This is a genomic window from Streptomyces sp. NPDC008001 (genome assembly GCF_042958085.1).
GTDB lineage: Bacteria > Actinomycetota > Actinomycetes > Streptomycetales > Streptomycetaceae > Streptomyces.
Genome location: NZ_JBIBIZ010000001.1, coordinates 72,694 through 94,160 on the forward strand (window position 1 = coordinate 72,694; position 21,467 = coordinate 94,160).

Annotated in this window: 11 protein-coding genes; 8 read left to right on the forward strand and 3 right to left on the reverse strand. The window is 75.6% G+C overall.

Features of this window, described 5'->3' with window-relative positions; all coding sequences use genetic code 11:
* Positions 1-42 precede the first annotated feature (42 nt).
* From ACFZCD_RS00345 to ACFZCD_RS00360, 4 genes are all read left to right on the forward strand, one after another.
* Complete coding sequence (locus ACFZCD_RS00345; RefSeq protein ID WP_391826266.1) at positions 43-1,425, forward strand: MFS transporter; 1,383 nt, start codon at positions 43-45, stop codon at positions 1,423-1,425.
* The gene (locus ACFZCD_RS00350; protein WP_391826267.1) at positions 1,422-4,760 is read left to right on the forward strand and encodes a type I polyketide synthase; all 3,339 of its coding nucleotides are present in this window, start codon (positions 1,422-1,424) and stop codon (positions 4,758-4,760) included. The genes ACFZCD_RS00345 and ACFZCD_RS00350 overlap by 4 nt, the downstream gene beginning before the upstream one ends.
* A complete protein-coding gene (locus tag ACFZCD_RS00355; protein WP_391826269.1) occupies positions 4,757-12,271 on the forward strand; it encodes a MupA/Atu3671 family FMN-dependent luciferase-like monooxygenase in 7,515 nt (2,504 codons plus the stop codon). Before ACFZCD_RS00350 ends, ACFZCD_RS00355 begins: the two co-directional genes overlap by 4 nt.
* Before the next feature lie 79 nt (positions 12,272-12,350).
* Entirely contained in the window at positions 12,351-13,124 is a 774-nt protein-coding gene (locus ACFZCD_RS00360) for an acyltransferase (RefSeq protein WP_391826271.1), read from the forward strand.
* 87 nt (positions 13,125-13,211) lie between these two features.
* On the opposite strand, the gene ACFZCD_RS00365 is transcribed toward ACFZCD_RS00360, so the two are convergent.
* The gene (locus ACFZCD_RS00365; protein ID WP_391826273.1) at positions 13,212-14,078 is read right to left on the reverse strand and encodes an EamA family transporter; all 867 of its coding nucleotides are present in this window, start codon (positions 14,076-14,078) and stop codon (positions 13,212-13,214) included.
* Between the two features lie 118 nt (positions 14,079-14,196).
* Between ACFZCD_RS00365 and ACFZCD_RS00370 the strand changes: the two genes are divergently transcribed.
* Positions 14,197-14,772 carry a helix-turn-helix domain-containing protein gene (locus ACFZCD_RS00370; protein ID WP_391826275.1) on the forward strand — a complete coding sequence of 192 codons (576 nt, stop codon included), beginning with the start codon at positions 14,197-14,199 and terminating at the stop codon, positions 14,770-14,772.
* Between the two features lie 38 nt (positions 14,773-14,810).
* Here ACFZCD_RS00370 and ACFZCD_RS00375 read toward each other — a convergent pair whose 3' ends face one another.
* Positions 14,811-15,251: a CoA-binding protein gene (locus ACFZCD_RS00375; RefSeq protein WP_391826277.1), complete on the reverse strand. Its 441-nt coding sequence runs from the start codon at positions 15,249-15,251 to the stop codon at positions 14,811-14,813.
* 58 nt (positions 15,252-15,309) lie between these two features.
* On the opposite strand from ACFZCD_RS00375, the gene ACFZCD_RS00380 reads away from it, so the two are divergent.
* Positions 15,310-15,936, forward strand: coding sequence for a YigZ family protein (locus ACFZCD_RS00380; RefSeq protein ID WP_391826279.1), 627 nt, complete (start codon positions 15,310-15,312; stop codon positions 15,934-15,936).
* A 34-nt stretch (positions 15,937-15,970) separates the two neighbouring features.
* Here ACFZCD_RS00380 and ACFZCD_RS00385 read toward each other — a convergent pair whose 3' ends face one another.
* Positions 15,971-16,990: a polysaccharide deacetylase family protein gene (locus ACFZCD_RS00385; protein ID WP_391826281.1), complete on the reverse strand. Its 1,020-nt coding sequence runs from the start codon at positions 16,988-16,990 to the stop codon at positions 15,971-15,973.
* Positions 16,991-17,089: 99 nt separating this feature from the next.
* On the opposite strand from ACFZCD_RS00385, the gene ACFZCD_RS00390 reads away from it, so the two are divergent.
* Complete coding sequence (locus ACFZCD_RS00390; protein WP_391826283.1) at positions 17,090-18,259, forward strand: exonuclease SbcCD subunit D; 1,170 nt, start codon at positions 17,090-17,092, stop codon at positions 18,257-18,259.
* Positions 18,256-21,438: an AAA family ATPase gene (locus tag ACFZCD_RS00395; RefSeq protein WP_391826285.1), complete on the forward strand. Its 3,183-nt coding sequence runs from the start codon at positions 18,256-18,258 to the stop codon at positions 21,436-21,438. The genes ACFZCD_RS00390 and ACFZCD_RS00395 overlap by 4 nt, the downstream gene beginning before the upstream one ends.
* Positions 21,439-21,467 lie beyond the last annotated feature (29 nt).

Below are 21,467 nucleotides of genomic sequence, written 5' to 3' on the forward strand. Positions count from 1 at the left end.
GGTCGTGGCGCCGCAGCCCGAGCGACCGGAGGGGGACCGCGCATGGGGCACTTCCGTCTGCTCGTCGTCGGCAACGGGATCTCGGCGTACGGCAGCTATCTGAACATGGTGGCGCTGAACGTCTTCGTCTACCACGTCACCGGCAGCGCGCTCACCGCCGGCGCCTTCATGGCCGTACGCCTCGTGACGAACGTCCTGTCGGGCTTCGTGAGCGGCCGCCTCGTCTCCGCCCACGACCGCAAGCGGCTGATGGTGGGCGCCGACCTCACCCAGGCGCTGGCGCTGACCGCGCTGCTGCTGGCGCCCGACGGCGCCCGCGTGGGCCTGCTCTTCGCCCTGGCGGTGATCACCGGTTTCTGCTCCACCCTCTCCCAGGTCGCGCTGCGCACCAGCGTCCCGGAGATCGTGGGGCCCGGGCTCCGGGCCCGCGCCAACGGCCTGCTCGTCACCGGCCGCTCGCTGGCCATGATCGCGGGATTCGCGTCGTCGGGCCTGGTCGTCGCGCAGCTCGGCGGGTACACCACGGCGTTCGCCCTGGACGCCGCCACCTTCGTGATCTCCGCGAGCGTCCTGTTCCTGCTGCCGATACGGACCCGGGCGGCCGGCGGGGAGACGCCGGCGGAGGCGGGCGCGGGGCAGGAGGAGCCCGGCGCCGCGAGCGGCTTCGCCCGGATGCTGCTGCGCACGGCACCGCTGCTCGCGGTGATGATCGCCGTCCGGGCGGTCGACGGACTGGGCTCCTCGTCCCACAACGTGGCCCTGCCCATTTACTCGGACAGCCTCGATCCCGGCCACCCGGCGACGTTCATCAGCCAGTTCTGGGCCACCTGGGCCATCGGCAACATCGTCGCGCAGCAGGTGTTCGGCCGGGTCACCAAGAAGACCGGCCGGACGCCGGGGGAGCGGGCGTTCGCGCTCGGGGCGTGCGTGATGTCGGCGGCGTTCATCGTCGTTTTCGCGGGCCTGCCCACCGTGCCGGCCATCATCGCCGCGCTGGTGGCCGGCATGGCCGACGGGTTCACGGAGATCGTGTACGTCTCCCGGCTCCAGGCCGCCCCCGACGCTCAGCGCGGCCGGCTCTTCGGGCTGTCCGCCTCGGCCGAGAACACCGGCTTCGGCCTCGGCATGCTCGTCAGCGCGGCCCTGCTGGAGTCGTTCTCGCCGCTGCAGGTCGTGGCCACGTTCCACGGCATGGCCATCGCCCTGTGCGTCGTCCTGCTGGCCGTGCTCCTCAAACGCGGCGGCTCCCTCACCCGGCAGGAGGACCGGCAGAAGGAGCGGCAGGAGGACCGGCCGGACCGGCCGGACCGGCCGGAGGGGCAGCCGCAGGACCGGCCGGACGGGCAGGAGGCCCGGGACGATCACACGCCCGGCGAGCCCCGGGAGGCCCGGGACGTATCGACGGCGGAAGGCCGCACCTCATGAGACCCACGCCCCACCGGCAGCACCGCCCCGTCCCCGGCATCGCCGTCATCGGCATGGCTTTCCGGTTACCGGGGGCGGACACCCCCGAGGAGTTCTGGCGCGTCATCCGCGACGGCACGGACTGCATCACCCGCTTCACCGACGAGGAACTCGCCGCGGCAGGCGTGCCCGCCGAGCGCTACGGGGCGCCCGGCTTCGTCGGCGCCTCCGGGATCCTGGACGACGTCACCGGCTTCGACGCCCAGCACTTCGGGATGAGCGCCCGCGAGGCCCGGCTCACCGACCCGCAGCAGCGCATGTTCCTGGAGTGCGCCCAGCACGCCCTGGAGGACGCGGGCCGCCCGGACGAGCGCGACGGCAGCCGGGTGGGCGTCTACGCCACCACGGGCTACCACCTGTACACGCTGGAGACCTACTTCCTCAACAACGTCCTCCCGAGCGAGCCCGCCGGCGACTGGATGGCGGGCATGCAGATCGTCACGGGCAACGCCCCCGACTTCACCGCCACCCGCACCGCCTACCGGCTCGGCCTCACCGGACCCGCCGTCAACGTCCAGACCGCCTGCTCCAGTTCGCTCGTGGCGGTGCAGACCGCCGCGCAGGCGCTGCTCGCGGACGACTGCGACATCGCCCTCGCCGGCGCCACGGCCCTCCACGTGCCCCAGGTCCTCGGCTACGAGTACGTCAAGGGCTCCATCCTCTCCAAGTCCGGCCGGCTGCGAGCCTTCGACGCGGGTGCGGACGGGACCGTCGGCGGCACGGGCGTCGCCGCCGTCGTCCTCAAGCGGCTCGACCGGGCCCTCGCCGACGGCGACACCGTCCACGGCGTCATCCGCGGCTGGGGCGTCACCAACGACGGCGCCGGCAAGAAGGCGTACACCGCCCCCAGCGCGGGCGGCCAGCGCGCCGCCATCCGCCGGGCCCTGGACCGCGCGGGCGTCAGCGCCGGCACCATCGGCTACCTGGAGACCCACGGCACCGGCACCCTCAAGGGCGACCCGATCGAATTCGACGGCGCCACGGCCGCGTACCGCGAGGACACCGACCGCACCCACTACTGCGCCCTCGGCTCGACCAAGGCCAACATCGGCCACCTCGACGTCGCCTCCGGCCTGGCCGGCCTGATCAAGACGCTGCTCGTCCTCAAGCACGGCGTCGTCCCGCCGATGGCCAACTTCACCACCCCCAACCCGCTGCTCGCCCTCGACGGCAGCCCCTTCTATATCCCCGCCACCGCACGGCCCTGGCCGGAGGACGGCCACCCGCGCCGCGCGGGCCTGACCTCCCTCGGCATCGGCGGCACCAACGTCCACTTCATCCTCGAACAGGCCCCTGAGCCCGCGCCCCGCCCGGCCGATGCCGCGGCCCCGCCGGACGTCCTGCTGGTCTCCGGCAGCAGCGAGGAGGCGCTGGCCGCCAACGCCCGCGCCTTCCGCGACCGGCTGCGGGAGCGGCCCGCCACCCCGCTCGCCGACCTCGTCACCACCGCCGCCCTCGGCCGCACCCACCGGCGCCACCGGCTGGCGGCCCGCGGCACCACGCCCGCCGTGCTCGCCGGTGCCCTCGACGCCTGGCTGGCGGGCACGGCCCCGGCGGGCGTGACGACGGGGACGGCGCCCCGCGAGGGCGCGGCCGCGGTCGCCTTCCTGTTCACCGGCCAGGGCAGCCCGTACCGGGGCACGGCCGCCGAGCTCTACGAGCGCTTCCCCGCCGTGCGCGAGGTCCTCGACGCCTGCGAGCGCCACCACCGCGACCTCACCGGCGGCGGCTCTCTGCTCGACGAGCTGCTCGCCGCTCCCGGCTCCCCGGCCGCGGACCCCCTCGGGGACACGGGTTCCACCGACACCGCCCAGCCCGCCCTGTTCGCGCTGCAGTGCGCCCTCACGCGGCTGTGGCAGGACGCGGGCATCACCCCCGCCGCCGTCACCGGCCACAGCGTCGGCGAGTACGCGGCCCTCTTCGCCGCCGGAGCCCTCACCCTGGAGGACGGGCTGCGGCTGACCGCCGAACGCGGCCGGCTGATGCAGAAGCTCTGCGCCCCCGGCGCGATGGCGGCCGTACCGCTCACCCGCGACGCGGCCCTCGCCCTGGCCGCCGAAGTCCCCGGCGCGGAGCTGTCCGTGGCCAACGGCGAGCGCTCCCACGTGCTCGCCGGGCCCGTCGCCGCCGTGGACCGCGTGTGCGCGCTCCTGGAAGAGCGCGGCACACCCGGCCGGCGCCTCCCGGTGGAACGCGCCTTCCACACCGCCCTCGTGGAGCCGATGCTGGAGGACTTCCGGGCGGTGCTCGGCACGGTCGCCTTCCGGCCCACGGAGGTCCCCTTCGTCAGCGGACTGGACGGCGCGGTGCGCGCGCCCGGCTGGACCCCGGACGCCGCGTACTTCCTGCGGCACACCCGGGAGCCCGTGCGCTTCGACGAGGTGCTGCGCACCGTCGGCGCGCAGGAGCCCGCGGCCGTGGTCGAGATCGGGCCCCACACCACGCTCAGCGGCTTGGCGCGCCGGGCCCTGCCGGACGTGCGCGCGCTGCCGTCGCTGCGCCGCGGCACCGGCCTCGGGGCGCTGTGGGACGCGGCGGCGGCCCTGCACTGCGCGGGCGCGGACCCGGACTGGCGGCCGCTGCTCGCGGGCTGCGGCGGCCGCAGGATCCCGCTGCCGGGCTATCGCTTCCAGCACAAGGACTACTGGACAGGGCCGGAGTTGACGGCCGTACGTACCGGAACACCAGCGACAAATGGAGCCACTGTGGTACAGCACCAGGCAGCGGTCGAGCGGGTCGTCCGTAGCATCGTCGAGTCGACCGCCCGGCATCTCGGCCACGACCCGGCCGCCATCACCGGCGACACCTCCTTCTTCGACCTGGGCGCCGACTCGCTCCAGATGATCAGCGTGCTGCGCGAGCTGGAGCAGGAACACCGGGTCAGGGTCTCGATGCGGGAGCTCTTCGAGGAGACCGGGACGCCGCTCCGGCTCGCGGAGCTCATCGTGGACCGCCTGCCGGGGGAGGCGGCCGCGCCTGCCGCGGAGCCCGTGGCGGAGAGGCCCGGGCCCGTGGCGGAGCGGGCCGAGCCCGCCGCGCAGCCGTACGCGGCGCCGGAGCCCGTCGTCCCGCCGGCTCCCGTCCCGGCCCCGGCTCCCGCCCCTGCTTCTGAGCCCGTCGTCCCGGCGGCCGGCGCCCCCGAGTACGCCACGCGCCGGGAGCTGGAGGACCTCGCCCACAAGCTGCAGCAGATATCGCAGATACAGCTGCAGATGATGTCCCAGCTCTCCCAGCTGCTCTCGCTCCAGACCGCCGCGGCGGCGTCGGGCCTCAACGGCAAGGCGGTGGCCCGGTGACCGGCCTGGACGCCGCTTCCGCGGCCCTCGGCCAGGACATCGCCGCCATGGCCGAGCTCTCGCGCCGCATCGCCGGGCAGCTCGGCGGCGGCCCGGCGGACGCGGTGAGTCCGCCGGGCGAGGAAGCGCCGGACACGGAGAAACCGGCGGCCGCCGCGGACCGGACCGCTGAGCAGCCCGCGGACCGGACCGTCGAGCAGTCCGCTGAGCCGCCCGCCGGGCAGGCGGCCGAGCCGCGGCGCGTGCACGGCCCGCGGGTGACCGTCTCGCGCGGCTCCGGCATGGTCCGGGGCGGCGCCCCGCTCGCCCAGCAGGAGCACCTGGCCGACCTCGTGCGCCGCTACACCGCGAAGACCCCCACCTCCAAGCAGATCGCCCAGCGCTACCGCCGGGTCCTCGCCGACAGCCGGGCCGTCGTCGGCTTCCGCAGCGGCACGAAGGAGATGCTCTACCCCATCGCCGGCCGCCGGGCGAGCGGCGCCCGCCTCCAGGACGTCGACGGCAACGAGTACGTCGACATCACCATGGGCTTCGGCGTGCTCCTCTTCGGCCACGAGCCGGCATTCGTCGGCGAGGCCGTGCGCGAGCACCTCTCCCGCGGCATCCAGCTCGGCCCCCGCAACGTCGAAACCGGCGAGGCGGCCGAACTGCTGGCCGGGCTGACCGGCATGGAGCGCGTGGCCTTCGCCAACTCCGGCACCGAGGCGAACTCGGCGGCGATCCGCCTCGCCCGCTCCGCCACCGGCCGCAGCAAGATCGTCACCTTCCTCGGCGCGTACCACGGCCACGCCGACACCGTCCTCGGCCGCCCCTCCGGCACCCCGGAGAACCGGACCACCGTGCCCGTCTCCCGCGGCATCCCGGACAGCGCCGTCGCGGAGCTGATGGTCCTCGAATACGGCAGCGACGCCGCCCTGGAGGCCATCGCCCGGCACGCCGGGGACATCGCCGCCGTCATCATCGAGCCCGTGCAGAGCCGGCACCCGGCGCTGCAGCCCGTCGAGTTCGTCCGGAAGCTGCGCGAGCTGACCGCGCGCCACGGCATCGTCCTCATGTTCGACGAGATGCTGACGGGCTTCCGGCCCGCGCTCCGCGGCGCCCAGGAGCTGTACGGCGTCACGCCCGACCTCGCGACCTACGGCAAGCTGCTCGGCGGCGGCTTCCCCATCGGGGCCATCGCCGGCCGCGCCGACATCATGGACGGCGTCGACGGCGGCTACTGGTCGTACGGGGACGACAGCTACCCGCCCGCGGACACGACGTTCTTCGGCGGCACGTACATCCAGCACCCGGTGTCGATGGTCGCCGCGCGGGCGGTCCTCACGCACCTCAAGGAACACAGCCCGCAGCTGCAGGAGCGGCTCAACGCCCGTACGGCGGAGCTGGCGTCGTCGCTCAACGCCTTCTTCGAGGCGGAGGAGTTCCCGCTGCGGATGAGCCACTTCGGCTCGCAGTTCCGCTTCGACCACCGGGCGGACATGGAGCTGCTCTACCACCACCTGATGCTGCGCGGCGTGCACGTGTGGGAGTGGCGGAACTTCTTCCTGTCCACGGCGCATACGGACGGCGACCTGGAGTTCATCGCCGATGCGGTCAAGGGGTCCTTGCGGGAGCTGCGGGGGGCGGGCTTCTTCCCCGGCGCCCGCCCGGCCGTGCCGGCGCCCGAACCGGCCCCCGCACCGGAACGACGGGTCGCCTCCATGGCCTGGAACGCGGCAGCGGCCGCCGCCCCGGCCGCCGAACCGGCCGCGCCGCAAACCACCCCCCGCACGCCCGACTTCAGCGTCTACTTCTTCGGCGACTATCCCGAGGAAGGTAACCAGCAGGGCAAGTACGAGCTGCTCATGGAGACCGCCCGGTTCGCCGACCGGAACGGGTTCCACGCGCTCTGGATGCCCGAGCGGCACTTCCACTCCTTCGGGGGCCTCTTCCCCAACCCGGCCGTGCTCGCCGCCGCGCTCTCCCGGGAGACCTCGCGGATCCGGCTCAACGCCGGGTCCGTCGTGCTGCCGCTCCACGACCCGGTCCGGGTCGCGGAGGAGTGGTCGATGGCCGACAACCTCTCGGGGGGCCGCGTCGGCATCGGCATCGCCAGCGGCTGGCACGCCAACGACTTCGTCTTCTTCCCCGAGCGCTTCGGCCGGCACAAGGAGACGATGTACGAGCAGCTGGAGCAGGTGCGGCGGTTCTGGCGCGGCGAGCCGCTGCGCCGGGCCACCGGGGACGGTGAGGCCGACGTCCGGCTCTTCCCGCGGCCCGTCCAGGACGCGCCGCCCATGTACACGGCGGTGGTCGGCAACCCGGCCTCGTTCGTGCTCGCGGCCCGCCACGACCTCGGCATCGTCACCAACCTGATGACGCAGAGCGTCGAGCAGCTCGCGGAGAACATCGCGCTGTACCGCCGCACCCGCGCGGAGCACGGCCTGGACCCGGCCGCCGGCCGCGTGGCCGTCCTGCTGCACACCTACCTCGCCGCCGGCCACGACACCGCCCGCGCCGAGGCGTACGAACCCCTCTCGCGCTACATGCGGGCGTCGCTGTCGCTGTTCGGCGGCGTCACCAACAGCCTCGGGCACAACGTGGACCTCTCCTCGCTCAGCGAGGACGACCTCGACGTGGTGTTCCGGCGCGCCTACGACCGCTACTGCGACCAGCGGGCGCTGATCGGCACCGTCGGCACCGTCTCGCCCGTGGTGGACTCGGTGACCGCGGCCGGCGCCGACGAGATCGTCGCGCTCGTCGACTTCGGCGTCGCGCCGGACGACCTGCGCGCGAGCCTCACCCACATCGACGCCCTGCGCCGCCGCTACGAGCAGGCCCCCGAGCCCGCACCGGCTCCCGAGTACACTCCGGCCTCCGAGTCCGTTCCGGATCCCGTGCCCGCACCGGCCCCCACGCCTGCCCCGGCCGCCGTGCCCGCCGCCCTCCTCACCCCCGCCCCCGTCGAGGCCCCGCTCTCGCCGGGCCAGCAGCGGATCTGGTTCCTGGAGCGCATGCTGCCGGGCCGCACCGCCTACAACGAGACCAAGGCGATCCGGCTGGACGGCCCGCTCGACGTGCCCGCCCTGCACGCGGCGCTGCGCGGCCTCGTGGCCCGCCACGAAGGCCTCCGGACCGTCTTCCGGGAGACCGGTGGCGAGCCGCGCCAGGTCGTACGGGCCCCCGCCGAGCCCGACTTCGCCGTCGTGGACGGCACCGGGCGCGGGGAGGAGGCGGTCCGGGAGACCCTGGCCGCCGAGAGCGGCCGCCGCTTCGACCTCGCCGAAGGGCCGCTGTTCGTCACCCGGCTCGTGAAGCTCGGCGACGACGCGCACGTCCTCGTGCTGTCGCTGCACCACATCGTGGTCGACGCGGCCTCTGCGACCGTCCTCACCCGCGACCTGTCCGCCCTCTACCGGTCCCGTCTCGACGGCACCGACCCCGGCCTGCCCGCCCTCACGTGGAGCTACGCCGAGCACGCCCGCGAGCAGGCCGCGGCCCTGGAGGGCCCGGAGGCCGCCGCGGACCTGGCCTACTGGCGCGAGACGCTCGGCGGCGGCCTGCCCGTCCTGGAACTGCCCACCGACCGGCCGCGCCCCGCGGTCATGACGTCCAACGGCCGGGCCGTCTTCCGCACCCTGGACCCGGAGCTCTCCGCGCGGCTGCGCGCGCTCGGCCGGGCCCGCCGCAGCACCCTGTTCATGACGCTGCTCGCCGGCTACGCGGCCATGCTGCACCGGGTCACCGGGCAGGACGACATCGTCATCGGCACCCCGATCTCCGACCGCCCGCAGCGGGCCGGGGACCTGCTCGGGTTCTTCGTCAACACCCTGGCCCTGCGCTTCGACCTCTCCGGCGACCCGTCCTTCGCCACGCTCCTGGACCGGGTGCGCGGCCGCGCCCTCGACGCGTACGACCACGCGGGCGTGCCCTTCGAGGCGGTGGTGCGCGAGCTCGCCCCGCCGCGGGTCACGGACCGCACGCCGGTCTTCCAGGTGCTCGCCGAGTTCCAGAGCAGCGAGCCCTTCCGCTTCGAGCTGCCGGGCGTGCGGGCCACGCCGCTGGACGCGGGCCCGGACAAGGCCCTGACGGACTTCACCGTCTACTTCACCGATCAGCCGCAGGGCATCCGCTGCCACCTGGAGTACAACACCGACCTGTTCGACCCGGAGACCGCAGAGCGGTTCTTCGGCACCTTCCGGGACCTGCTCGCGGCCGCCGCCGAGGCGCCCGAGGCCCCGCTGTCCCGGCTCGCGGCGGCCGTCCCGCCGTCCGTGCCGGGCGCCCCCGTACCGGCCGCGTGGCAGCACGGACCCGTGCGGCCCGTGGAGGCGGTCGCCGTCCACGAGCTGGTCGCCCGGCGGGCAGCGGCGGCCCCCGGAGCCACCGCCGTGACCGACGGCGACCAGATGCTGACCTACCGTCAGCTGGAGGAGCGGGCCGGCCGTTTGGCGGCCGTGCTGCAGGAGCGGGGCGGCGCCGGCGAACCGGTCGCCCTGTGGCTGCCGCGCTCGGCCGGCCTCGTCGTCGCCATGCTCGCGGTCCTCAAGTCCGGCCGCGCGTACGTGCCCCTGGACCCCGCCCTCGGCCGGTCCCGCGCCGAGAAGGTGATCGCCGAGTCCGGCGCGCGCGTCGTCGTCTCCACGCCCGGCGGCGCGGCGGGACTCCGGCTGCCGGAGGGCGTCGCCGTCGTGACCCCGGACGACGCCCCGGCGGGCACTGGCACCGGTACCGGCGCCCCCGCCGCGCCCGCGGCCGGCGGCGAGTCCCTCTGCTACGTCATCTACACGTCGGGCAGCACCGGCACCCCCAAGGGCGTCGCCGTGCCGCACCGCGCCGTCGCCGATCTGTGCGCCTGGCACCACCGGCGCTTCGGCTTCACCGCCGCCGACCGCAGCGCCGTCGTCTGCAGCCAGAGCTTCGACGCCTCGGTCCTGGAGATCTGGCCGGCGCTCACCGCCGGCGCCTCGGTGGCCGTGGCCGGCGAGGCCGCCCGCAAGGACCCGCTCGCCCTCGCCCGCTGGTACGCGGACCAGGGCGTCACGCTCTCCATCCTGCCCACGGCCCTCGGCGAGGCGTTGCTGCAGCTCCCGCCGGACGCCCAGCCGCCGCTGCGCCACCTGCTCATGGGCGGCGACGTGATGCACACCCGGCCCCGGCCCGGCACCCCGTACGAGGTCGTCAACGTCTACGGCCCCACCGAGGTCACCGTGCTGTGCACCGTCGAGACGGTCGCGCCCGGCGGCGGGGACGGCGACGAGGAGATCGCGATCGGCCGTCCCGTCGACAACGTGCGCCTGCGCGTGCTGGACGAGTCCGGCGCACCGGTACCCGTGGGCGCCGTGGGGGAGCTCCACGTCGGCGGGCCCGGGGTGGCCCGCGGCTACCTCAACCGGCCCGAGGCGGACGCCGGGCGCTTCCTGCCCGACCCCGACGGTGGCCCGGACGCTCGCCTCTACCGCACGGGCGACCTCGTGCGCTGGACGGAGGACGGCAGGCTGCAGTTCCGCGGCCGCACCGACGACCAGGTGAAGATCCGCGGCTTCCGCGTCGAGCCGGAGGAGGTCTCCCGCGCGCTCAACTCCCTGGACGGGGTGCGCGAGGCGGTCGTCCTGGCGCGCCGCAACGGCCGGGGCGAGGCCTACCTCGCCGCCTTCGCCGTCCCCGCCGACCCGGTGGGGGAGGGCGCCGACGACCGGCAGGCCTTCGCCGACCTCATGGCCGACGCACTGGCCGAGCGGCTGCCCGAGTACCTCGTGCCGCGCGCCTGGACGGTCCTGGCCGCACTGCCCGTCACGGCGGGCGGCAAGCTGGACCGCGCGGGGCTCCCGGCCCCCGACCTCGTCACGGCCGCACCCGCCGCGGCCCCCGCCCCCGCCGTGTCTCCTGCGCCTCGCACGGAGGCGGCTTCGGGGACCTTGCCGCCGGACGACGCCGAGCGGCGGCTGCGGGCGCTGTGGGCCGAGGAGTTCGGCACCGACGCCGGCGCCATCGCGCCCGACGCCTCGTTCTTCGACCTCGGCGGCCACTCCATCACCGCGATCCGGCTGGTCAACCGGGCCCGGGAGGAGTTCGGCACCGAGTACCCGATGGTGCGCTTCTACGAGCAGCCGACGCTGCGGGCCATGGCCGCCTACTTGGCGGGCGCGTCCGGCGGCACAGGCTCCTCCGGCGACGGCGACGGCGACGGCGACAGCGGGCGCATCGGCATCGGCATCGGCGATGTCGTCGAGCACCGGGCGCCCGCCACCGAGCAGCAGGCCCGCTTCGCCACGGGCCAGCTCGGACACCCCCTGCCGCAGGTGTTCAACGTCGCCATGCGCCTGACCCTCACCGGCGACCTGGACGTGCCCGCGCTGCGCACCGCCCTGACCCGGCTCGTCGCCCGGCACGACGGCCTGCGCACCCGCATCGTCCGCGACGGCGACGGCTGGCAGCAGGAGATCCTGCGGGCCCGGCCCGTGGGCCTGCCCGTCGAGGACCTGACCGGGCTGCCCGAAGGGGAGCGCGCGGACGCGGTGGAGCGGATCTCCGCCGCGGCCGCCGAGGCGCCCTTCGACCTCGCCACCGGGGCGGGACCGGCGCTGCGCCTGCTGCGCTCCGGCGAGCGCACCTGGGTGCTGCTGTTCGTCCTGCACCACGCCGTGTGCGACGGCTGGGCCGTCAGCCTGGTCCTGAAGGAGCTGGCCGCGCTCTACGGGGCGGCCGCGAAGGGCCTGCCCGACGGGCTGGCGCCCGACCCGTACCAGCCGGGCGCGTACGCGCACTGGCAGCGGGAGCACGCCGATCCCGCCACCGACGAGCGCAAGCTGGCGTTCTGGAGGCGCGAGCTCGACGGCGTGCCGTTCGGCGTGGACCTGCCGCTGGACCGGCCGCGGCCCGCGGAGCCGAGCGGGCGGGGCGGCGTCGTGATGTTCACGGTGCCCGCCGCCGTGCGCGCGGACGTCGAGCGCCTGGCACGGCGCCGGGGGACCACGCCCTACGTGGTCACCGTGGCGGCGCTGGGCCGGCTGATGGCCCGCAAGTCCGGCCAGTCCGACGTCGTGTTCAGCATCTCCTACGCCAACCGGGAGCGCCGCGAGTTCGAGTCGCTCGTGGCCTGTACGACCTCGGGGTTCGCGCTGCGGGTGCGCGACGGCGAGGCGGCGTCCTTCGCCGCCCTCACGGACCGGGTCGCGCGGACGTCGGTGGAGTGCATCGACGAGATCATGCCGCCGCGGCGCCTGGCACCCCTGATGCAGCGCGAGGGGGTGGACATGCCGGACCGGCTCGCGGTCGGCTTCGCCTACCAGAGCTCGCTGGAGACGGACGTCGACATGCCGGGCCTGACCGTGGCCGTCGAGGACCTCGCCCCCGCGGCCTCCCGGGCGGAGCTCACCCTCGGGCTCGTTCCGGCGGGCGACGTGCTCGCGGGGATGGCCGAGTACTCGGCCGACCTGTGGGACCGGGAGACCGTCGAGGGCTGGGCGCGCGACTACGTCGAGCTGCTCCGCGACGAGGTCCGGGCGGCCCTGGCGGCCCTCGGGGACTGACCTGCCCGGCCGGCCGGTGGGGTGAAGATCACAGGTCACCCCGGCGGCCGGCCGGCACCCGGCCGACTACCGTGTCCGGGTGCCGAAGAACCGGAACACGTTCTCATCCGACGCCTCCACGGCCCTGCGGGCCTGGGGGCGTCGTGCCGCGTCCCGCGCGGTGCACCGCGGCTGGCAGTGGATCCAGCAGGCCGGAGCGGTCACCGCCGAGCGGCCCGGCCCGTACCGCTTCGGCAGGATCGGCACCGCGACGAAGCTGGCCTTCCCGCTCGGCACGGTCTTCGGCGAGCGCTGGATCGAGCTCGGCGACCACTGCATCATCGGCGAACAGGTCACGCTCACCGCCGGCATGATGCCGGGCCTCGACCTCGGGCCCGACCCGGTGCTCCGCCTCGGCAACGGCGTGGTCCTCGGCCGGGGAAGCCACGTGGTCGCCTCGCAGCGGGTGACCTTCGGCGACGACGTGTTCTGCGGCCCGTACGTCTACGTCACCAGCGACAACCACTCCTACGACGACCCGCACCAGCCCATCGGCAGGCAGTGGCCGCGCAGCGCGCCCGTCTCCATAGGCTCCGGCAGCTGGCTGGGCACCGGCGCGGTGATACTGCCGGGCGCGCGGCTCGGCCGGAACGTGGTGGTGGCCGCGGGGTCGGTCGTGCGCGGGGAGGTCCCGGACCACGCGGTGGTCGCGGGCGCCCCGGCGAAGGTCGTACGGCGCTGGGAGGAGGGGACGGGCTGGGTGCCGCCGCTGCGGACGGCGCCGCCGGTACCGATTCCTTCGGAGATGACGGCGGAACAACTGAGGGCCCTCGCGGACGCGCCGCCACCGGACGACGGCCCGCCGGCGGGCTGAGCCCGGCACGGCACCGCCGGTCCGCGACGAGTGGCGCACCACCGCGTCGCGGACCGGCGGAAAGATGATTGCCCGGCCGCCGTCCCGTCAGCCTGCCGCGAGCAATACCGTTCCCACCAGCGCCAGGCCCGCGCCCGCGGCCTGCACCGAGCGGAGGCGTTCGCTCAGGACGCCCCGCGCGGCCAGTGCCGTCACCACCGGGTAGAGGGAGGCGAGGACGGCCGCGATCGTGACCGGGCCGCTCCGCGCCGCGAGGTTGTACGTGCCGTTGGCCGCCACGTCCGCCAGGCCGACGAACGCGAGCGCGGGCAGCGCTGCCCGCACCGCACCGAAGCCCTCCGGCGGCAGCACCGCCCCGCCCCGCCGTGCGGAGACCAGGAGCGCGGTGCCGCCCACGGCCACGTTGCACACGCGCTGCACGAACAGGGCGAGGAACAGGCCGGTCAGCGTGGTCGACGCCTCGGCGATGAGCGCCATCACCGTGCCGAAGCCGAAGGCCGCGAAGAGGGTGTGCAGGAGGGTCGTCCGGTGGATGGGCGCGCCGCCGCGGGAGGGGCCGCTCGCCAGGACGACGCCGGCGACGGCGACCGCGATGCCCGAGAACTGCAGCAGCCCCGGCCGTTCCCCGACGGCGATGCCGACGCCCACCGGCACGGCGACGCCGCCGAGCGCCCCGAGCGGGGCGACGACGCCCATGGGCCCGTCCGCGAGCGCGCGGTAGAAGGCGAGCATCGCGGCGGGACCGATGAGCCCGGCGGCCACGGCGAACCACAGCCGCGGCCCGGCCTCGCTCCACCCGCCGGTGGCGACGACGATCGCGCCCAGCACGCCCACGGCCAGCAGCTGGGAGACGACGACCACGGTCAGGGCGGGGATGCGCCGGGTGAGCAGCCCGCCGCCGAAGTCGGCCAGCCCCCACAGGAAGCTCGTGGTCAGGGCGAAGACCGCCGTCATGGGAAAACCTCGCAGTACAGTGCAGTGTGGTGAACGGTGCAGTTCAGCACACCGTAGTTCACTATCTTTGACTGCGGAAATAAAATATTCGACGGCCGACGGAAGAGAAGACGCAGAGATGGCGACGGACCTCGACCGGCTCACCCAGTCGCTCGCCCGCAACCTCAAGCGCTGGCGCGGCGAGCGCCACCTCACCCTCGACGCCCTGGCGGCACGCTCCGGGGTCAGCCGCGGCATGATCATCCAGATCGAGCAGGCCCGGACGAACCCCAGCGTGGGCACCACCGTCAAGCTCGCCGACGCCCTCGGCGTCAGCATCACCACGCTCCTCGACCAGGAACAGACCGCACGCGTCCGCCTCGTGCCCCGCGAAGAGACGGTGCGCATGTGGTCCACGGAGGCGGGCAGCCACACCACCCTGCTCGTCGGCGCCCAGGGCCGCGGCCCCGTCGAGCTGTGGGACTGGCGCATCGCCCCCGGCGACGCGAGCGACTCCGACCCGCACCCGGCCGGCACCCTCGAACTGCTCACGGTCACCGCCGGCGAGCTCACCCTCGTCGTGGACGGCGAACCGCTCACCGTCCCCGCAGGCACCTCGGCCGCCTTCGAGTCGAGCGTGCCCCACTCCTACCGCAACGACGGGACCGTCCCCGTGGAAATGACGATGGCGGTGGCCGTCCCGCCCGCCCACTGACCCCCGTGCCGGGGGGAAACCTCACGCCCGGGCTGCGCCTACGACGCCCCGCCCGCCTCTCCGGCCCCGCGCACGCGCAGTGAGCCGAGCTCGATCGCGGGGCAGCGGTCCATCACCATGTCCAGGCCGGCCGCGCGGGTGCGCTCGTACGCCGCCTCGTCCACGACCCCCAGCTGGAACCAGACCGCCCGCGCGCCGATCGCGACCGCCTCGTCCGCGACGGCGCCCGCCAGGTCGCTGTTGACGAACACGTCCACCACGTCGACCGGGAAGGGGATGTCCGCCAGGCGCGCGTAGCCCCGCTCGCCGTGGACCTCCTCCGCCTTGGGGTGCACCGGCACGACGCGCTTGCCGTGGCGCCGCAGCACCTCGGCCACGCCGTGGGCGGCCCGCTGCCGGTTGGACGACAGACCGACCAGCGCCCACGTGCCGCCGGTCTCCTCGATGATCTTCCGGATGATCCCCGGTTCCGCGTACATGCCCGCTCAACGATCATCCCCGCGTCACCATTCCCGGGCCGCCGCATAGGGTGGCGGGATGACGGAGCAGTACCGGACGGTCGCCCGCGAGGGCGTGCACGAGATCGAGATCAGCAAGTCGCGCTTCCTCTGCGCGCTCGCGCCCGCCGCCACCGAGGAGGAGGCGCAGGCGTTCGTCGCGCGCGTCCGCAAGGAGCACCCGGCCGCCCGCCACCACTGCTTCGCCTACGTGCTGGGCGCCGACGGCGCCGTGCAGAAGGCGAGCGACGACGGCGAGCCCGGCGGCACCGCCGGCGTGCCCATGCTGCAGATGCTGCTCCGCCGCGAGGTCCGCTACGCCGTCGCCGTCGTCACCCGCTACTTCGGCGGCGTCAAACTCGGCGCGGGCGGGCTGATCCGCGCGTACGGGGGCGTGGTCGGCGAGGCGCTCGACGTCATCGGGACCGTCACCCGGCAGCGCTTCCGGCTCGCGACCGTCGCCGTCGACCACCAGCGCGCCGGAAAGCTGGAGAACGACCTGCGGGCGACGGGCCGCGCCGTGCGCGAGGTGCGCTACGGCGCGGACGTCCGCATCGAGGTGGGGCTGCCCGAGGCGGACGTCGAGTCCTTCCGCGCCTGGCTCGCGGACACCACGGCCGGCACCGCCCGCCTGGAGCTGGGCGGCGAGGCGTACGGGGACGCCTGAGCCCCCTCCCTGGCTCTGCGCGCAAGCGCCGGCCCTACGCGTAGTCCTCCAGCCGGGCCAGCGCGTAGCCCTGTTCGGTGACCTTGCGCAGCACCGTCCGCAGCATGTCGCACATGGTGCCGCCCCACGCCTTCGGGCCGTTGAAGTGGGTGAGGATGATGTCGCCGGGGTGGAACTGCTGGTCGTCGTGGCGGAAGTCCATCCGGTCCGCGAAGGCCTCCTCGTTCCACAGCGGCGCGGCCCGTGCGCCGCACTCCTCGGCCACGGCGAGCGTGTCGGCGTCGAAGTCGCCGTAGGGCGGGCGGAAGAGCGTCGGCCGGGCGCCGATCTCGCGCTCCAGGATGTCCTGCTGGCCGCAGATCTCCGTGTACTGCTCGTCCTCGGAGATGTGGTTCATCTGCGGGTGGTGCAGGGTGTGGTTCTGGATCGAGACGCCCAGTGCGTGCAGGTCGCGGAAGTAGCCGTAGTCCTCGGCCGCGGACTCGTCGGTGAGGAAGGCGCTCAGCGGCACCTGCAGGTCCCGCACCATCTCCAGGAACTCCCGGTCCTTCGCCGCGCCGTCGTCGATCGTCAGGAACGCGATCTTCCGGTCGGTCGGGACGCGGGCGGGCGCCGGGATCAGGCCGTCCCCCTGGTCCGCCCACTCGGGCGTGGACAGCCGGGGCTTCTCCTTCGGCGGGGGCGGCGCCTCGAGCGGCGCCTGGTCCAGGCCCCAGCGCTGCGCGGCGGCCAGCCGCTGCTCGGGGGTCTGCTTGAGCTTGGGAGCCGCCGGAGCCGCCGGCGCCGCCGGTGCCTGCGGCTGCTGGACCGGCCCGCGCGCCTGCCCCTTCAGCCGGCCGAGACCGGCCATGTCGTCGCCGTCGCCGGTGCCGGGCAGGGACCCGTCCCGGGCCGCGCACGCGGCGCCGCCGGCCAGCAGCAGGAGCACCGTCAGGACGAGGGCGAGCGGACGGGGCGGACGGAGGGACCGGCGGGAACCGAAGAGGCGGCGGGGACCGCGTACGGCGGGGCGGGCGCTGCCGCGGCGGACACGGGCGTTTCGTATAAGTCGCATATTTCTGGATCCTTTCAGCGGGTTCCCGCCCCCGCCCGTCCGGTTCGCCCATCGGGGCCATGCCCCACCACCCGTCCGCGGATGGAACACTTGGGGCCCGTGAGGATCCTGCATACGTCCGACTGGCACCTGGGCCGCTCGTTCCACCGCGTGAACCTGCTCGACGCCCAGCGCGCCTTCATCGGCCACCTGGTGCGCACCGTCCGGGAGCAGCGGGTGGACGTGGTGCTCGTCGCCGGCGACGTCTACGACCGGGCCGTCCCCCCGCTCGGCGCCGTCGCCCTCTTCGACGAGGCGCTGCACCGGCTGGCGGACCTCGGCGTGCCCACGGTCATGATCTCCGGCAACCACGACTCGTCGCGCCGCCTGGGCGTCGGCGCGGGGCTCATCGGCCGTGCGGGCATCCACCTGCGCACCGACCCGGCCGGCTGCGGCACCCCGGTCGTCCTCGCCGACGCCCACGGCGACGTCGCCTTCTACGGCCTGCCCTACCTCGAGCCCGCCCTCGTCCGCGAGGAGCTGGGCGCCCCCCGCGCCGCCCACACGGACGTGCTCGGAGCCGCCATGGACCGCGTCCGCGCCGACCTCGCCGCCCGGCCCGCCGGCACCCGCTCCGTGGTCCTCGCCCACGCCTTCGTCACCGGCGGCACCGCCAGCGACAGCGAGCGCGACATCACCGTGGGCGGCGTCGCCCAGGTCCCCGCCGCCGTCTTCGACGGCGTCGACTACGCCGCCCTCGGCCACCTCCACGGCAGCCAGACGATCACCGAGCGCGTCCGCTACTCCGGCTCCCCCCTCGCCTACTCCTTCTCCGAGGCCGGCCACCGCAAGACCATGTGGCTCGTCGACCTCGGCGCCGGCGGCACCCTGACCGCCGAGCGGATCGACTGCCCCGTGCCCCGCCCCCTCGCCCGCATCCGCGGCCGCCTCGACGACCTCCTGCAGGACCCGGAGCTCACCCGGCACGAGGAGGCCTGGGTCGAGGCCACGCTCACCGACCCGCACCGCCCCGACGAGCCCATGGCCCGGCTCGCCGCCCGCTTCCCGCACGTGCTCAGCCTCGTCCTCGACCCCGAGCGGTCGCCGCAGGACCCCCTCGCCTCGTACGCCCGGCGGCTGCGCGACCGCAGCGACCAGGAGATCGCCGAGGACTTCGTGGCCCACGTCCGGGGCGGCCTGGCCGCCGACGGGCCCGAACGGCAGCTCCTGACCGCCGCCCTCGACCACGTGCGGCTCGGCGAGACCACCGAAGGAGCGGGCGCCCGATGAGGCTGCACCGGCTGACGATCACCGCGTTCGGCCCCTTCGGCGGCACCCAGCACATCGACTTCGACGCGCTGTCCGCCGACGGGCTGTTCCTCTTCCACGGGCCCACCGGCGCCGGCAAGACCTCCGTCCTCGACGCCGTCTGCTACGCCCTCTACAACGAGGTCCCCGGCGCCCGCCAGGGCACCGCCGGCAGCCCGGTGCTGCGCAGCGACCACGCCGCCGACGACACCCTCACCCAGGTCGTCCTCGACCTCACCGTCGGCGGACGGCGCCTGGAGATCACGCGGCGCCCCGAGCAGATGCGCCCCAAGAAGAAGGGCGCCGGCTTCACCAAGGAACGCGCCGCGAGCGAGCTGCGCGAACACCGCGACGGGAAGTGGGAGGCCCTCAGCCGCTCCCACCAGGAGATCGGCGAGGAGATCAGACAGCTCGTCGGCATGAGCCGGGAGCAGTTCTGCCAGGTCGTCCTCCTGCCCCAGGGCGAGTTCGCCCGCTTCCTGAGCGCCAAGGACACCGCCCGCGGCGAACTGCTCGGCAAGCTCTTCGACACGGGCCGCTTCGCCGCCGTCGAGAAGCGGCTCGCCGAGCTGCGGCGCGAGGCGGAAGCCGGCGTACGGGCCGGCGACGAAGGACTGCTCGCCCTCGCCCACCGGATGCGGCAGGCCGCCGGCGACCCCGCGCTGCCCGAGGTGGGCACGCCCTCGCCCGCCGCGGCGGCCGGGGGCGGCGCCACCGCACCCGCCGCCCGCGCCCGCGACGGCGTCCCCGCACCCCGCCGCAGGACCCGGGAGAACGCCTCGCCCCGGCCCGCCGACGGCATGCCCGCCGCCGGGCAGGTCCTCCCGGCCCAGCGCGCCGCCGCGGCCGCGGCCCCGCTCGCCCCCGGCGACCCCGGCCTCGCCGAAGCCGTCCTGGAATGGGCCGCCCTCGCCCGCAGCAGCGCCCGGGAACGCCGGGACGTCGCCGTCGTCGCCGCACGCACCGCCGAGCACGCCCACCGGGCCGCCCAGGACCACGCCGACGCCGTACGCGAACTCGCCCGCCTCCAGCACCGGCACGCCGAAGCCCGCCGGCGCGCCGACGCCCTCGCCGCGCAGTCCGGCGCGCACGAGGCCGACCGCGAGCGGATGCGGCAGGCCCGCGCCGCCGACGGGGTCGTCCCCCTCCTGGAACTGCGCGCCGAAGCCGAACGGGCCCACCGCGCCGCCGTCGCCGCCGAGCAGCGCGTCCGCGCGGCGCTCCCCGAGGGACAGCAGGAGGCCGGGGCCGGGCAGCTCGCCGCACGGGAACGGAGCCTGCGCGAGGAGCTCGGCTCGCTGTCCGCCGCCCGCCGCGCCGAGGAGCGCGCCGCCGGGATCGAGGCCCAGCGGCGCGGACTGGAACGCGAGGCCCGCGCCGACGAGGACGAGCTCGCCGAGGCCACCGCCTGGCTCGACGGCTGGGAAGCCCTCCGCTCCGCCTGCGAACGACGCGTCGAGACCGCCCGTGAGGAAGCCAACCGGGCCGTCCGCCTGGAGGCCGAGACCGGCCCCGTCCGCACGCGCCTGGCCGCCGCCCGCGAACGCGACCGCCTCACCGGCGCCGCCGCCGCGGCCGGGCAACGGCTGACGGACGCCCGGGAGAAGGCCGTCACGGCCCGCACCACCTGGCTCGACCTCAAGGAACGCCGCCTGGACGGCATCGCCGCCGAGCTCGCGGGCGAACTCGCGCCCGGCGTCGCCTGCAAGGTGTGCGGAGCCACCGAACACCCCGACCCGGCCCGGGCCGCTGCCGGCCGGGTCGACCGCGCCGACGAGGAAGCCGCGCTGGCCGCCTTCCAGCGCGCCGACGGCGTGCGCGAAGCGGCCGCCCGCGAGCTCCAGGGGCTCCAGGACGCCCTCGCCCGCGCCGAGGCCGACGCCGGCGGAGCCACCGCGGCCGAGCTCGAAGCGCTCGCCGCCGGCCTGGGCCGCTCCCTGGCCGAGGCCCGCGCGGCGGGCGCCGGCCTGCACGCGGCCCAGGAGGAGCTCCGCCGGGCCGAGCGCGAGCACGACCTGCGCCGCGAGGCCCGGCAGGCCGCCCTGACGCGGATCACCGCGCGCACCACGCGCGGCGAACAGCTCGACCGCGACCTGGTCGCCCTGGAGGAGGAGCTGGACCGGGCCCGCGGCGGGGAGGAGTCCGTCGCCCGCCGGGCCGCCCACCTGGAACGGCAGCTGGACGTCCTGGCCGCCGCCGTCGAGGCCGTCCGCGCCGCGGAGGACGCGGCCGGCAGGCTGAAGGAGGCCGACGCCCGGCTCGCCGACGCCGCCTTCCGCGCCGGCTTCGGCAACCCCGCGCTCGCGGAGGAGGCCGTGCTCGGCCCCGCGGCCCGGCAGGAGTTGCAGGAGCGCCTCGACGCCCGGGCCCGCGAGGAGGCGGCCGTGGCCGCCGGACTCGCCGACCCGCAGGCCGCGGAGGCGGCCGCCCGCCCCGCCGCCGACCCGGAGGCCGCCGCCACGGCCCTCGCCGCCGCGACCGCCCGGCTCCGCGACGCCTCGTCCGCCGAGGCCGCCGCCCGAACCCGCTGCCGGGAACTCGACCGCCTCTCCGCCGCGGCCCTCGCCGACGCCCGCCGCCTCGCCCCGCTCCGCGCGGAGTACCACCGCGTCGCCGAGCTGGCGGCGCTCGCCGCGGGAACCTCCACGCGCAACGAACGCCGCATGCGCCTGGAGTCGTACGTCCTGGCCGCCCGCCTCGAACAGGTCGCGGCCGCCGCGACCGCCCGGCTCCGGCGCATGTCCGCCGGCCGCTACACGCTCGTCCACTCCGACGCCCGGGCCGGCGGGAACGCCCGCTCGGGACTGGGCCTGCACGTGATCGACCACTGGACGGGCAAGGAACGCGACACCGCCACCCTGTCCGGCGGCGAGACCTTCTTCGTCTCCCTCGCCCTCGCCCTCGGCCTCGCCGACGTCGTCACGGAGGAGGCGGGCGGCGTACGGCTGGACACCCTCTTCGTCGACGAGGGCTTCGGCAGTCTGGACGAGCAGACCCTGGACGAGGTGCTGGACGTCCTGGACTCGCTGCGCGAGCGGGACCGGGCCGTCGGCATCGTCAGCCACGTCGCCGACCTGCGCCGGCGCGTGCCCGCTCAGCTGCGGGTGGTCAAGGGCCGGTCGGGCTCGTCCGTACGGCACGAGGTGGGCGGCTCCTCCTGAGCCGCCGGCCGGCCCGGCGGTCGCACCGG

Excerpts from the sequence above, each read along its gene's own strand:
- ACFZCD_RS00345 (WP_391826266.1), top strand. The coding sequence starts at position 43 with ATGGGGCACTTCCGTCTGCTCGTCGTCGGCAACGGGATCTCGGCGTAC.
- ACFZCD_RS00350 (WP_391826267.1), top strand. The coding sequence starts at position 1,422 with ATGAGACCCACGCCCCACCGGCAGCACCGCCCCGTCCCCGGCATCGCC.
- ACFZCD_RS00365 (WP_391826273.1), bottom strand. The coding sequence starts at position 14,078 with ATGACGGCGGTCTTCGCCCTGACCACGAGCTTCCTGTGGGGGCTGGCC.
- ACFZCD_RS00370 (WP_391826275.1), top strand. The coding sequence starts at position 14,197 with ATGGCGACGGACCTCGACCGGCTCACCCAGTCGCTCGCCCGCAACCTC.
- ACFZCD_RS00380 (WP_391826279.1), top strand. The coding sequence starts at position 15,310 with ATGACGGAGCAGTACCGGACGGTCGCCCGCGAGGGCGTGCACGAGATC.
- ACFZCD_RS00375 (WP_391826277.1), bottom strand. The coding sequence starts at position 15,251 with ATGTACGCGGAACCGGGGATCATCCGGAAGATCATCGAGGAGACCGGC.
- ACFZCD_RS00385 (WP_391826281.1), bottom strand. The coding sequence starts at position 16,990 with ATGCGACTTATACGAAACGCCCGTGTCCGCCGCGGCAGCGCCCGCCCC.
- ACFZCD_RS00395 (WP_391826285.1), top strand. The coding sequence starts at position 18,256 with ATGAGGCTGCACCGGCTGACGATCACCGCGTTCGGCCCCTTCGGCGGC.